General features: G+C 50.8%; 12 protein-coding genes. All 12 read left to right on the forward strand.

What is annotated here, in order from left to right:
• Positions 1-143 precede the first annotated feature (143 nt).
• Positions 144-614 (forward strand): MarR family winged helix-turn-helix transcriptional regulator, encoded by a 471-nt coding sequence (locus tag MKY64_RS08035; RefSeq protein ID WP_036724645.1) that lies wholly within the window; start codon positions 144-146, stop codon positions 612-614.
• Between the two features lie 414 nt (positions 615-1,028).
• On the forward strand, positions 1,029-2,186 hold the full coding sequence (gene sucC / locus MKY64_RS08040) for an ADP-forming succinate--CoA ligase subunit beta (RefSeq protein ID WP_036724647.1): 1,158 nt from the start codon (positions 1,029-1,031) through the stop codon (positions 2,184-2,186).
• 35 nt (positions 2,187-2,221) lie between these two features.
• The gene (gene sucD / locus MKY64_RS08045) at positions 2,222-3,151 is read left to right on the forward strand and encodes a succinate--CoA ligase subunit alpha (RefSeq protein ID WP_036692470.1); all 930 of its coding nucleotides are present in this window, start codon (positions 2,222-2,224) and stop codon (positions 3,149-3,151) included.
• A gap of 251 nt (positions 3,152-3,402) precedes the next feature.
• Entirely contained in the window at positions 3,403-4,521 is a 1,119-nt protein-coding gene (dprA, locus tag MKY64_RS08050; protein WP_340952130.1) for a DNA-processing protein DprA, read from the forward strand.
• A 99-nt stretch (positions 4,522-4,620) separates the two neighbouring features.
• On the forward strand, positions 4,621-6,717 hold the full coding sequence (gene topA, locus MKY64_RS08055) for a type I DNA topoisomerase (RefSeq protein ID WP_340952133.1): 2,097 nt from the start codon (positions 4,621-4,623) through the stop codon (positions 6,715-6,717).
• A gap of 23 nt (positions 6,718-6,740) precedes the next feature.
• The gene (trmFO, locus tag MKY64_RS08060; RefSeq protein WP_340952134.1) at positions 6,741-8,129 is read left to right on the forward strand and encodes an FADH(2)-oxidizing methylenetetrahydrofolate--tRNA-(uracil(54)-C(5))-methyltransferase TrmFO; all 1,389 of its coding nucleotides are present in this window, start codon (positions 6,741-6,743) and stop codon (positions 8,127-8,129) included.
• 49 nt (positions 8,130-8,178) lie between these two features.
• Positions 8,179-8,721 (forward strand): ATP-dependent protease subunit HslV, encoded by a 543-nt coding sequence (gene hslV, locus MKY64_RS08065; protein ID WP_036724650.1) that lies wholly within the window; start codon positions 8,179-8,181, stop codon positions 8,719-8,721.
• A 33-nt stretch (positions 8,722-8,754) separates the two neighbouring features.
• Positions 8,755-10,155: an ATP-dependent protease ATPase subunit HslU gene (hslU, locus tag MKY64_RS08070; RefSeq protein WP_076078606.1), complete on the forward strand. Its 1,401-nt coding sequence runs from the start codon at positions 8,755-8,757 to the stop codon at positions 10,153-10,155.
• A gap of 376 nt (positions 10,156-10,531) precedes the next feature.
• Entirely contained in the window at positions 10,532-10,939 is a 408-nt protein-coding gene (gene flgB, locus MKY64_RS08075; protein WP_036724652.1) for a flagellar basal body rod protein FlgB, read from the forward strand.
• A gap of 6 nt (positions 10,940-10,945) precedes the next feature.
• Positions 10,946-11,392: a flagellar basal body rod protein FlgC gene (gene flgC, locus MKY64_RS08080; RefSeq protein WP_036692480.1), complete on the forward strand. Its 447-nt coding sequence runs from the start codon at positions 10,946-10,948 to the stop codon at positions 11,390-11,392.
• A 29-nt stretch (positions 11,393-11,421) separates the two neighbouring features.
• Positions 11,422-11,730 carry a flagellar hook-basal body complex protein FliE gene (gene fliE / locus MKY64_RS08085; RefSeq protein ID WP_036724654.1) on the forward strand — a complete coding sequence of 103 codons (309 nt, stop codon included), beginning with the start codon at positions 11,422-11,424 and terminating at the stop codon, positions 11,728-11,730.
• 34 nt (positions 11,731-11,764) lie between these two features.
• Positions 11,765-13,354 (forward strand): flagellar basal-body MS-ring/collar protein FliF, encoded by a 1,590-nt coding sequence (fliF, locus tag MKY64_RS08090; protein WP_036724657.1) that lies wholly within the window; start codon positions 11,765-11,767, stop codon positions 13,352-13,354.
• The last annotated feature ends 4 nt before the right edge of the window (positions 13,355-13,358 follow it).

Raw genomic sequence — 13,358 nt, forward strand, 5'->3', positions numbered from 1 at the left:
ATCGCTCCCGTTCGTTTTCAAATTGTATTGTACACAACTTAATTTAACACAATTAAAATAAAAGTCAATCTATTTCCCGCTATTAACATGATATTATGGATGAATTGTGATAAACTAATGTCACAAAGGCAGGTGAAGAAGAAATGCAAAAAGAATCCACTACAACCCCTGAGCTTATGCTGGAGAACCAGCTCTGCTTTACGATTTATGCCTGTTCACGTGAATTTACGAAGCTATACCAGCCTCATCTGGATAAGATCGGATTAACGTATTCGCAGTATCTGGTTATGCTGGTCCTGTGGGAGAGACAGCAATGTACAGTCAAGGAGCTGGGAGAAGCTTTGTTCCTCGATTCAGGCACGCTGACTCCGCTGCTCAAGCGGCTGCAGGCTGCAGGACTAATTTTGCGTGAACGTTCTTTGCAGGATGAGCGGAAGGTGCTGATTTCATTAACACCCCAAGGCTTGGCGCTGCGGCAGGATGCTATGGGCATTCCCGGCAAAATGGCAGAAGGCACGATGCTCTCTCCGGTAGAGTTCATAGATTTGCTGGGACAGTTCAAAAATCTCCTGAACCGGGTGCATGAAGCTAACGTTAGCAATTCGAAATCGTAGTCTCGCTCCCATATAAGAGTATAGGTTTCACCGTCCTGAATAAGGGCGGTAAAGCCGTTTTACGCATGAATGTCAATGCAATCGTTCGCATTCCGGCATGAAACCGAGCGAAAATGTATGTATAAATAGTGAAAGTTTTTAAGGAAAGCGCTTATAAAACATGTTACAATATTCTGGGTTTCACATTCTGGCATATAGGTAATTATAGATATCACTATTGTGATAGGTTCTATATGCTACTTGCAGAGAACTGTACCGGTTGCAGCGTATGCTTCAGGTGCCGGCGCTCTGCTTGTACCGGGATATTGCCGGTTAACAACCGGTCTGGCCCCGGCTTTGGACAATCAAAACGGAATGCGGAATGACCGCAGGCTGCCTGCACAGGTCACCGCAACACTTTAGGAGGCTTCCGGAATGAATATCCACGAGTATCAGGGAAAAGAAGTACTTAAGAAGTATGGCGTAGCCGTACCGAACGGAAAAGTTGCTTATACAGTGGACGAAGCCGTAGAAGCTGCCGCAGCGCTGGGTACACCTGTGGTTGTAGTCAAAGCGCAGATTCATGCTGGCGGACGCGGCAAAGCCGGCGGCGTCAAGGTGGCGAAGAACAGTGATGAGGTTCGCGCGTATGCGTCCGAGATCCTCGGCAAGACACTGGTGACCCACCAGACGGGACCCGAAGGCAAGGTAGTAAAGCGGCTGCTGATTGAAGAGGGCTGTCAGATTGTCAAAGAATATTATATCGGTCTGGTTGTGGACCGCGCTTCCGGACGGGTCGTCATGATGGCATCCGAGGAGGGCGGTACGGAGATTGAAGAGGTGGCAGCTACACATCCCGAGAAGATTTTCAAGGAAATCGTTGATCCAGCGGTTGGGCTTCAGACCTTCCAGGCGCGTAAACTGGCTTACAGCATTGCCATTCCTCCCGAATTGGTGAACAAAGCGGTCAAGTTCATGCAAGCGCTATATCTGGCTTTTGTGGATAAAGATTGCTCAATTGCAGAGATCAACCCGCTGGTCGTTACTGCAGACGGTAATGTGATGGCGCTTGATGCCAAGCTTAACTTCGATTCCAACAGTTTGTTCCGCCACAAGGATATCCTGGAGCTGCGTGATCTGGACGAAGAGGATGCCAAAGAAATCGAAGCGTCCAAATTCGACCTTAGCTACATCGCACTTGACGGCAACATCGGCTGTATGGTGAACGGGGCGGGCCTGGCGATGGCGACTATGGATATCATTAAATATTATGGCGGCGAACCGGCCAACTTCCTCGATGTAGGGGGCGGTGCGACGACTGAGAAGGTAACGGAAGCTTTCAAAATCATCCTGTCCGATGACAAGGTGAACGGTATCTTTGTTAATATTTTTGGCGGCATTATGCGTTGTGATGTCATCGCTACCGGTGTAGTCGAAGCGGCAAGACAGCTTGGCTTAACCAAGCCGCTGGTCGTACGTCTTGAGGGCACGAATGTGGCACTGGGCAAGGAGATTCTCGCCGGCTCCGGACTGAATATCGTTGCTGCTGATTCCATGGCGGATGGTGCCCGCAAAATCGTTGCTCTTGTGTAATATTCGACAATAAAAGTGAGGATGTGACCTATCGCATGAGCATTCTTGTAGATAAAAATACGAAAGTCATTACCCAGGGAATTACCGGTGCTACGGGTTTATTTCATACAAAAGGCGCGCTGGACTACGGTACTCAGATGGTTGGCGGTGTAACACCGGGCAAGGGGGGCACTACGGTTCAGATTACCCTGGACAACGGTACCGAGAAGAGTCTGCCTGTCTTCGACACGGTTGTTGCCGCCAAAGCAGCCACTGGTGCAACTGCAAGTGTCATTTACGTTCCGCCTGCTTTTGCCGCAGATTCGATTATGGAAGCGGTGGATGCGGAGATGGACCTGGTCATTTGTATCACAGAAGGCATTCCGGTGCTGGATATGGTCAAAGTGTCCAGATACATGGAGGGCCGCTCCACAGTGCTGATCGGTCCCAACTGTCCGGGTGTCATCACGCCTGGAGAATGCAAAATCGGCATTATGCCGGGTTATATTCATAAGCCGGGATATGTCGGTGTAGTCTCCCGGAGCGGGACCTTGACCTATGAAGCTGTGCATCAGCTGACGGAGCGCGGAATCGGCCAATCCTCAGCGGTAGGCATCGGGGGCGACCCGGTGAAGGGCTCGGAGTTCATCGACATCCTGAAGCTTTTCAATGAAGATCCGGGTACCAAGGCTGTCATTATGATCGGTGAGATCGGCGGGACGGCAGAGGAAGAAGCTGCACTGTGGATCAAAGAGAACATGACCAAGCCTGTAGTGGGCTTCATCGGCGGGGTTACGGCACCTCCGGGCAAACGGATGGGTCACGCCGGGGCAATTATTTCAGGCGGTAAAGGGACGGCGAGCGAGAAGATCGCTGTGCTGGAGTCCTGCGGCATTAAGGTAGCGCCAACGCCTGCTGAAATGGGCTCTACCCTCGTCAGTGTGCTTGAGGAACGCGGCATCCTGAATGCCTTCACCACCCACTAGGGCGCTTCTTACGCTAGTTCGAAATGTTTTGGGGTCCCCGCAAAGTACCTGAGTTATCATCGAAGCTAAATCTCCACTTTGTGGGGTTGTTTTGTCACAGCTTTTCCTGCCGAAGCAGGTATAATGAATGTTGAAGGTAAGCAACCTTTTGTCCCGGATTACGCGGATGAAAGGTTGCTTTTTTTGGTTTAAGTCAATTTGGTTTAAGACAATAAGGAAGGCTGGCCCTTCCGCACGGGGAGAGAATACATATGGAAATTCGGGAGCTGTTGTTCGGTCTGCATGAGATGGAAGGGATTGGCTGGAAAAGTATCGACAAGATCCGCCGGGCAGGTCTTTTGACGAATGCTGTCTTCTCCTGTTCTGCCGAGGAGTGGGAACGGGCTGGAATCAGCGGTGTAATATCCGCCCGGCTGGCGGCAGACTTCAATGAAGCATGGGTGCTGAAGCGCCGCTCTTTAATGGAAGAAAGCGGTGTAGCGATGGTCACTATTCTGGATGATCACTACCCAGTACAACTGAGGGAAACCCCTCAGCCGCCTTGGGTATTGTACTATCGTGGCCGTCTGGATTTGGCTTCCCGTCCCTCTGTTGCTATGGTGGGGACCCGGGTGCCTACCGCTTATGGGCGCAGGGTGGGGGAGATGCTGGCGGGACAGCTAAGTGCAGCCGGTCTCACGGTTGTAAGCGGCCTGGCGAGGGGGATTGACAGTGTCTGTCATGAAGCGGCGTTAGGCGGAGCAGGAGGGACCATTGCGGTGGTGGCAACCGGCTTGGACAAAGTCTATCCTCCGGATAACCGTGAGCTGGAGCGGCAGATTTCTCGGGAAGGGCTGGTTCTTAGCGAATATCCTATCGGAACTCCGAGTCATCCCGGATTATTCCCGCAGCGCAACCGGATTATCGCTGGCTTGTCGCTGGGAACACTGGTGGTGGAGGCAGACAGCCGCAGCGGGTCCCTGATCACCGCCGATGCTGCGCTTGAAGCAGGCCGGGATGTGTTTGCCGTGCCGGGGCCGCTGACCTCTCCCAAGAGCAGAGGGGCACTGGAGCTGATTAAGCAAGGTGCGAAGCTGGTAACCTGTGCCTCAGATATTGTGGAAGAATACGTCTCCAGCCTGCCTTCCAAGGGGGCTGCATCAGCTTCAGCAGGCGCTGTAGAGCGGGAGAGTCCAGCCGATCTGATGGAAAAGAAATTGACAAGTGAGGAGCTGCACCTTTACCATATACTGCATCAAGGCCCGTTTACACTCGATGAGCTGCTCGCGTCAACGAGGTGGGATTTTGGACATTTGCATTCAGTTCTGTTATCTTTAATCATAAAAAAAGCGGTAACACAATTACCGGGTGCAATTTATAAGGTAATTTAATATAGAAGTAACTGTGGTAAGCATAGACTTCCTGGTACAGCCGGGTCCGATGACTGGTTCAGGAGGTGATCTGCTTACGAACTTTTGGGAGGAAAACCTATGGCAGATGCGTTGGTTATTGTAGAATCACCATCAAAAGCGAAAACGATTGGTAAATATCTGGGCAGCAAATATATTGTTAAGGCATCAATGGGGCATATCATAGATTTGCCAAAAAGCCAGATCGGTGTGGATGTGGAGAATCAGTTCAATCCCAAATATATAACGATCCGCGGCAAGGGCTCTATCTTGAAGGAACTTAAGGATGCCAGCAAAAAAGTGAAAAAAGTCTATCTCGCAGCTGACCCGGACCGCGAAGGGGAAGCTATTGCCTGGCATTTGGCAAATGCGCTGAATTTGGACAACACACAGGAATGCCGCGTGGTCTTCAATGAAATTACCAAGCAGGCGGTGAAGGATGCCTTCAAGACACCGCGCAAGATTAATATGGATCTGGTGAACGCCCAGCAGGCGCGGCGGATTCTGGACCGGCTTGTCGGTTACAAGATTAGCCCTCTATTATGGAAGAAAGTCAAAAAAGGCCTCTCCGCCGGACGGGTACAATCGGTAGCGGTTAAGATTGTTATGGACCGGGAGAATGAAATTTCTGAATTCATTCCTACAGAATACTGGAGCATTACTGCCCGGCTAGCGATTCGGGATTCTGAATTCGAAGCCAAGTTCCACCGCCTGAACGGCGAGAAGAAGGAACTGGGTCAAGAGAGCGATGTGCAGGAAGTGCTGGAAGCGATTAAGAACGCGGCCTTCCAGGTCAAAGAAGTGAAAGAGAAGGAGAGACAGCGGCATCCATCCGCTCCGTTCACGACAAGCTCACTGCAGCAGGAGGCTGCCCGTAAGCTGGGCTTCCGCGCGTCCAAGACGATGTCTGTTGCACAGCAGCTCTATGAGGGAGTGGAGCTGGGCAAGGAAGGCACTGTCGGGTTAATCACTTATATGCGTACAGATTCCACGCGTATATCCACTACGGCCCAGGATGAAGCCAAGGAGCTGATCCAATCCAAATACGGTGAGAAGTTCATTCCCGAGACGCCGCGTCAATATTCCAAGAAGGCTGCGGGCGCCCAGGACGCGCATGAAGCGATCCGTCCGACCTCTGCGCTGCGTGAGCCGGATACGGTCAAGGAATTCATGAGCCGTGATCAATTCCGGCTGTATAAGCTGGTATGGGAGCGTTTTGTGTCCAGTCAGATGTCTTCCGCGCTGCTGGATACGTTGTCGGTAGATATTACAGCCGGTACAGCGATATTCAGAGCGGTAGGGTCCAAGGTCTCGTTCCCGGGCTTCATGAAGGTGTATGTGGAAGGCAATGACGACGGCACAACAGACGAAGAGAAGTTCCTGCCGCAGCTGAAGGCGGGCGATGAGCTGGAGAAGCGCGAGATTGAGCCGAAGCAGCATTTCACCCAGCCGCCGCCAAGATATACAGAAGCCCGTCTCGTCAAGACGCTTGAGGAATTGGGTATAGGCCGTCCAAGTACGTATGCGCCGACCTTAGAGACGATCCAGAAGCGCGGGTATGTGGCGATTGAAGAGAAGAAGTTCATGCCGACTGAGCTTGGAGAACTAATCATAGAGCAAATGGAAGAGTTCTTCCCGGAAATTCTCAATGTGGAATTCACCGCCCATATGGAAGGGGACCTTGACCATGTGGAGGAAGGTGCAGAGGATTGGGTGAAGGTGCTGGCCGAGTTCTATGAATCCTTTGAGAAAAGACTCCTATATGCGGAAGAAGAAATGAAGGAAATCGAGATTGAAGATGAGGTCTCTGATGAGCTGTGTGAGAAATGCGGCAAGCCGATGGTCTATAAGCTGGGCCGGTTCGGCAAATTCCTGGCCTGCTCCGGATTTCCGGAATGCCGCAACACCAAGCCGATCATTAAGGATATCGGTGTAAGCTGTCCGAAATGCCATGAAGGCAAGGTAGTGGAGCGGCGCAGCAAGAAGGGGCGTGTCTTCTACGGCTGCGACCAATATCCGGGCTGTGACTTTGTCTCCTGGGATAAGCCGTCAGTGAAGCCGTGTCCGGCTTGCGGCTCCTGGATGATCGAGAAGCGCAACAAGCAGGGAACCAAGCTGCAGTGCACCTCATGCGATCATACAGAGGCTGTAATCGAGAGCGATGAGTTAGCAGAATAATAGGGTCACAGGAGGAACGGAAATTGACAGAAAAAGCACAAGTAACCGTTATCGGAGCAGGTCTGGCCGGAAGTGAAGCCGCCTGGCAGATCGCTTCGCTCGGAGTTCCGGTCAGATTGTATGAGATGCGTCCGGTCGTAAAGACACCGGCGCATCATACAGATCAGTTCGCCGAGCTGGTCTGCAGCAACTCACTGCGGGCGAATGGCCTCGGAAATGCAGTGGGTGTACTTAAGGAAGAAATGCGGCGTCTGGGCTCTCTGGTACTGGGTGCAGCCGACAGGCATGCCGTTCCGGCGGGAGGCGCTCTTGCTGTGGACCGGGACGGATTCTCCGGTGAAATCACCTCCATGCTGCATAACCACCCTTTGGTGGAAGTCATAAACGAAGAACTTACGCATATACCGGAGGAAGGGATTGTTGTTATTGCCACCGGGCCGCTGACTTCACCCTCCCTGTCCTCGGAGATCAAGGGACTGCTTGGCGAAGAGTATTTTTATTTCTATGATGCAGCGGCTCCGATTGTAGAGAAAGACAGCATCGATATGAGCAAGGTCTATCTGGCCTCCCGCTATGATAAAGGCGAAGCCGCCTATCTGAACTGTCCGATGACGGAAGAGGAATTCGATATTTTTTATGATGCGCTGATCTCGGCTGAGACGGCTGCACTCAAAGATTTTGAGAAAGAGATTTACTTTGAAGGCTGTATGCCGATTGAAATTATGATGAGACGCGGCAAGCAGACGGCATTGTTCGGCCCTATGAAGCCTGTAGGACTGCTCAATCCTCACACGGGCAAGCTCCCTTACGCGGTTGTGCAACTGCGCCAGGACAATGCTGCCGGTACGCTGTATAATCTGGTCGGCTTCCAGACCCATCTGAAGTGGGGCGAGCAAAAACGGGTATTCTCACTCATTCCTGGCCTGGAGCAGGCGGAATATGTGCGTTATGGGGTCATGCATCGCAATACCTTTATTAATTCCCCTAAGCTGCTGCAGCCCACTTACCAGATGAAGGGCCGGGAGAGACTGTATTTTGCCGGCCAGATGACCGGGGTGGAAGGGTATGTAGAATCTGCGGCTTCCGGTATGATCGCCGGTATGAATGCAGCGAGAGCAGCGCTTGGCGAAGAGAGCCTGATCTTCCCCGAGGACACGGTGCTGGGCAGCATGCCCGCCTATATTACTTCGGCAGATCCTGAACACTTCCAGCCGATGAATGCCAACTTTGGCCTGCTGCCGAAGCTTGAGACACGGTTCCGCAGCAAAAAAGAAAAGAACGAACGTCTGGCTTACCGGGCGCTTGACAGCCTTGCTGCTTATGCTGCAGCCCATGAATTGAAGTATGCTGAGCCGGAGCCGGTGGATGCTGATCCGGCAGAAGCGGATAGTCCTGCACAACCGGCACAATAGGCACAATTGGTTCAGACCTGTATTACCTAATCTGAGGAGGGTGCTCATCATGTTACCCAGCTTTCATGCAACTACGATTTGTGCGGTAAGACATAACGGCCATGCGGCGATTGCCGGTGACGGCCAGGTTACATTCGGAGAGAGTGTCATTATGAAGACGACGGCCAAGAAGGTCCGCCGCCTGTACAGAGGTCAGGTCATTGCCGGTTTTGCAGGCTCTGTAGCTGATGCGATTACGCTGTTCGAGAAGTTCGAGGGGAAGCTTGAGGAGCACCACGGCAATCTGCAGCGGGCAGCGGTGGAGCTGGCCAAGGATTGGCGCCAGGACCGCATTCTGCGCAAGCTGGAAGCGCTCATGATCGTAATGGATAAGGAAGGCATGCTGCTGATCTCCGGCAATGGTGAAATTATCGAGCCGGATGATGATGTACTGGCGATCGGCTCCGGCGGTAACTTTGCGCTGGCTTCCGGGCGGGCGCTCAAGCGCCATGCCTCCCATCTGGGTGCCGGTGACATTGCCAGAGAAGCGCTGCAAATTGCCTCCGAGATCTGTGTATATACCAATTCCAATATTATTGTCGAAGAGTTATAGGCAAGGTGCCATATATAAAGGGAGGAAGTCACAATGGTGAATCAATCGCTTACGCCACGCCAGATCGTAACAGAGCTTGACAAATATATCGTAGGTCAAAAGCAGGCCAAGAAATCAGTGGCCGTTGCCCTCCGCAACCGGTATCGGCGCAGTCTGTTGTCCGAGGAGCTGCGGGATGAGGTTGTGCCGAAGAATATCCTGATGATCGGCCCTACCGGTGTAGGTAAAACAGAGATCGCCCGGCGTCTGGCTAAGCTTGTTAATGCCCCGTTTATCAAAGTCGAAGCGACCAAATTTACGGAAGTCGGCTACGTGGGGCGTGATGTGGAGTCGATGGTCCGGGATCTGGTAGAGACCTCTATCCGTATGGTGAAGCTGGAGCGCACCGAAAAGGTGAAGGACCGCGCAGAAGAGCTGGCGAATGACCGGATTGTGGCAATTCTGGTCCCTTCCTCCTCGAAGGGGAAATCGCAGCGCAATCCGTTTGAGATGATTTTTGGCGGAAACACCGGCGGGGCGGAGGAATCCAAGGAAGAGCCGGAGGATGGAAGTCTGAGCGAACGCCGCAGAGGGATCAAGTTCAAGCTGCTTGCAGGCCAGTTAGAGGATGACGTCATTGAGATTGATGTCGAGGACACGACGCCTTCGATGATGGATATGTTCGCTGGGCAGGGCAATGACCAGATGGGCATGAACATGCAGGAGATGTTCGGGAACCTGCTGCCGAAGCGTACGAAGAAGCGCAAGCTGCCGATCCGTGAAGCCCGCAAGGTGCTGATTCAGGATGAAGCGGCCAAGCTGATTGACACAGACGACATGATTCAGGAGTCGGTAGCCCGCGCAGAGCAATCCGGGATTATTTTCATCGATGAGATCGACAAGGTGGCCAGCCAGGGCAAGGGCTCCGGTCCCGATGTATCCCGTGAAGGCGTGCAGCGTGATATTCTGCCCATCGTCGAGGGATCGACAGTCATGACCAAATACGGGCCTGTGAAGACAGACTACGTGCTGTTCATCGCCGCAGGCGCTTTTCACATTGCCAAGCCTTCAGATCTGATCCCTGAGCTTCAGGGGCGCTTCCCGATCCGTGTAGAACTGAGCAGTCTAACACTTGAGGACTTTGTATCTATTCTTACGGAGCCTGAGAACGCACTTACGAAACAATATGTGCATTTGCTGCAGACGGAGAACATTGAAATCCAGTTCCAGAAGGAAGCTATTCAGGAAATTGCCAAGATCGCGGCCTCCGTGAATCAGAATATGGAGAACATCGGGGCACGGCGTCTTCATACGATCCTGGAAAAGCTGCTGGAGGATCTATCGTTCGAGGCACCTGAGCTGACGCTCGACACAATGGTTATCACTCCGGAGTATGTTCGCGAAAAACTGGCAGGAATCGCGCAGGACCGCGACTTAAGCCAATATATTCTGTGAGAAGGCAGAGCTATAAAATCATCAATATAGGTAATTCGAATTATGGTTATACAAATTTGAATCTAAATTCATGCATGAAAAGTTAAAAAATTCTATAATAAAGCAGAAAATGTAATTTAAAAGGAAAATAATTGTAAAAACATGCTTTAAGCCCTCTCTTTTCTGAAAAGATAGGGCTTATTTCTTATTGTAATAATATACAAATTCTAAGAGAATCAATGTATGTGAGATTGACATAAGAATCATTCATCGACATGGTTCGACTTTAAGACGAATATGTTGTGAAAAAAATGACTTTATTTGTCGAAAATAAGCAGGGATTTGAACAAAGTTGTGGAATTCTTTTCATTATGATAGGTTTGGAAGGGGGATTACTATGGGTTTGCTGAACAGTGTCAGTTTTCAAAGATTACAAGGAGGCCTAGATGCCGCCACCAAACGACAAAGTGTTCTGGCTAATAATGTAGCAAATAATGATACACCAAATTTTAAACGTTCAGATGTTAGTTTTGAGAGCTTCCTGAGAGATCAGGAGAGCGGACTTAAAGCCACACTGGGTGCGAAAGTATCAGACTCCCGTCATTTCCGCTTCGGGACAGTGACCGGCATGCCGGCCGCTGTGGTCAGTACCGATGAGACTACATCTATGAATAACAACGGCAATAATGTGGATATGGATCGAGAACAGGCGCTGAGCGCCGAGAACCAGCTGAGATACAACTCTTATGTTGAACAGCTGAACAGTCAGATCACAATGATGCGTACAGTTGTACAGGGAGGGTAATCAATAATGAACTTTGGCAGCAGCTTTGGTATTAGCGCATCAGCTTTAACCGCCCAGCGTCTGCGGATGGATGTGATCTCCTCCAATATCGCCAACGCCGAGACCACAAGAGCCTCCGTGGTGGACGGCAAAGCCGTACCTTACCGCCGTAAGCTCACAGTTCTGGAAACTACCCAGGCTGACAGCTTCGCGAATATACTAGGCTCCAAGATGAGCGGCGGCAATGATGGCGTCAAGGTAAAATCGATTATCGAGGATTCTTCTCCGCTCAAGCCGGTGTATAATCCGAGCCACCCTGATGCAGACGCTGACGGTTATGTATATATGCCGAATGTGGATGTGACCAAGGAAATGGTGGACATGCTGTCTGCCTCGCGTTCTTACGAAGCGAATGTAACGATGCTGAACGCATCCAAATCCATGGTGACCAAGGCGCTTGAAATCGGCCGGTAGAATGAATTGACTGTCTAGGAGGAGAAGAATTGATACAGAATTTATTGATCGGGAACCAGGCGGTTCAGCCGCTGGCTATGAAGTCCGTAGCTGCAGAATCCTCAGCCGTGCAAGAGCCGGGACAGAGCTTCGGTTCATACCTGGAGAATGCGCTTAACCAGGTAGCAGATCAGGAACAGCAGGCGAAGGACATGAGTAACAAATTTGTACTGGGAGAGGTCAACATTGATGAGGCTATGATTTCGTCCCAACAGGCATTGCTGAGTTTGCAGCTGACTACACAAGTCCGGAACAAAGTGATTGAAGCCTATCAGGAAATTATGAGAACTCAAATCTAAATAATCCTAGCTACGTTTCGGATGGGGTGACACTGTGAATGAAAGATTGGCCCAGTACCGGGAGAAGATAACCCAGTATTGGAACAGATTCAGCGGTAAACAGAAGATAATGTTTTTCTCCACTCTGTTTATTATCATTATAATAATCGTAGTTACGACCATGCAGTTATCGAAGGTGGAATACGAGGTTGCTTTTCAGGACCTGGACAGTACCGATTCAGCGGGAGTTATGAGTTATTTGGATACATCAGGGGTGTCTTACCGTTTAAGCCCGGATGGCAAAAGTATCTCAGTCCCCAGCACGGATGCTGCACGTATCAAGATAGCTGTTGGTTCTCAGGGAATCGTTCAGCAGGGCTCGATCGGATACAAGGTATTCAATGAATCCTCGTCCATGATCGGTACTACAGACAGTGAATTCAATGTTAAATACAACAATGCGCTTAATGGTGAAGTTGAACAGCTGATGAGAAGGATGCAGGGGATTAAAGACGCCAAGGTTCTCATTACCCTGCCAAAGGAGACGGTATTCGCCTCACAGGAGGATCAGGAGAAAGCGCAAGCTTCCGTGGTGATGAGCTTCAATCCGGGATTCAGACCTTCCCAGGAGAATATTGATGGCTACTTCAATCTCGTGAAGACCGCTGTCCCGAATCTTCCCATCGACAACATTACAATCACCAACAACGAGGTGGAGCTGAAACCGACGGCCAAGGGCGGCCAGGCGGGAATCTCCAGCCAGGTTGAAGAGAACTTCGCACTCAAGAAGAAATTCGAAGACGATGTCAAGAAAGATGTCAAGCAATTCCTGAGTACCCTCACAGGTCCCGATAAGGTTGATGTCCTGGTGTTCTCCAAGCTTAATTTCGATAAGGAGAACAGAAAGGAAGATGTTGTAGTACCGGTGGATGCTGAGAATATGAAGGGGATTGAGATCAGCTCGCAGATTATCAGCAAAACATTCTCGGGCCAAGGGAACACTTCCGGAGGAGTCGCAGGTACAGGATCTGAAGATGTTGCAGGTTATCCTGCGGGGGCTGACACAGGTGCTTCTTCTTCTGAGGAATCATCGGAGACAAGGAACTATGAAGTTACTAGAATCACTAAAGATATCATCGCAAGTCCATATACTGTAAAAGATTTAACCATAAATGTCGCGGTTGAACCACCTGCAGGACAAACAACTTTGGACGAGGCTACTTCAGGAGCGATACAGAACATTCTGGTGAACATTGTCCGTGCGTCCCTGGCAGATTCAGGTATCACTTATACAGACGCAGACCTGACCAAAAAAGTTTCGGTATTCTCGCAACAATTTGGAGGTGCTACTGCCGAGAACGCATCAGGCGGACTGGCAACCTGGATGATCTGGGCCATCGGTGCGGCTGCTCTGCTGGTCGGTGCAGGCGGAGGTTATCTGATCTACCGCAGCCGCAAGAACAAGCAGGAGGAAGAGGTCGAAGAAGATATTCCGCTGCAGGTTCCTACCGAGTTCCCTTCAATTAATATGGATAGCGTGACGAATGAAAGTCAGGTCCGTAAGCAGCTGGAAAGTCTGGCGAAGAAGAAGCCGGATGAATTCGTAAATCTGCTCCGCACCTGGCTTGCTGAAGAACAGAGGTGAAGAG

The sequence above is a fragment of the Paenibacillus sp. FSL R7-0210 genome (genome assembly GCF_038009085.1).
Classification (GTDB): domain Bacteria; phylum Bacillota; class Bacilli; order Paenibacillales; family Paenibacillaceae; genus Paenibacillus_AQ; species Paenibacillus_AQ silagei.

Bases quoted from the DNA above. Each gene is read 5' to 3' on its own strand.
- MKY64_RS08035 (WP_036724645.1), top strand. From the start codon at position 144: ATGCAAAAAGAATCCACTACAACCCCTGAGCTTATGCTGGAGAACCAG.
- sucC (WP_036724647.1), top strand. From the start codon at position 1,029: ATGAATATCCACGAGTATCAGGGAAAAGAAGTACTTAAGAAGTATGGC.
- sucD (WP_036692470.1), top strand. From the start codon at position 2,222: ATGAGCATTCTTGTAGATAAAAATACGAAAGTCATTACCCAGGGAATT.
- dprA (WP_340952130.1), top strand. From the start codon at position 3,403: ATGGAAATTCGGGAGCTGTTGTTCGGTCTGCATGAGATGGAAGGGATT.
- topA (WP_340952133.1), top strand. From the start codon at position 4,621: ATGGCAGATGCGTTGGTTATTGTAGAATCACCATCAAAAGCGAAAACG.
- hslV (WP_036724650.1), top strand. From the start codon at position 8,179: ATGTTACCCAGCTTTCATGCAACTACGATTTGTGCGGTAAGACATAAC.
- hslU (WP_076078606.1), top strand. From the start codon at position 8,755: ATGGTGAATCAATCGCTTACGCCACGCCAGATCGTAACAGAGCTTGAC.
- flgB (WP_036724652.1), top strand. From the start codon at position 10,532: ATGGGTTTGCTGAACAGTGTCAGTTTTCAAAGATTACAAGGAGGCCTA.
- flgC (WP_036692480.1), top strand. From the start codon at position 10,946: ATGAACTTTGGCAGCAGCTTTGGTATTAGCGCATCAGCTTTAACCGCC.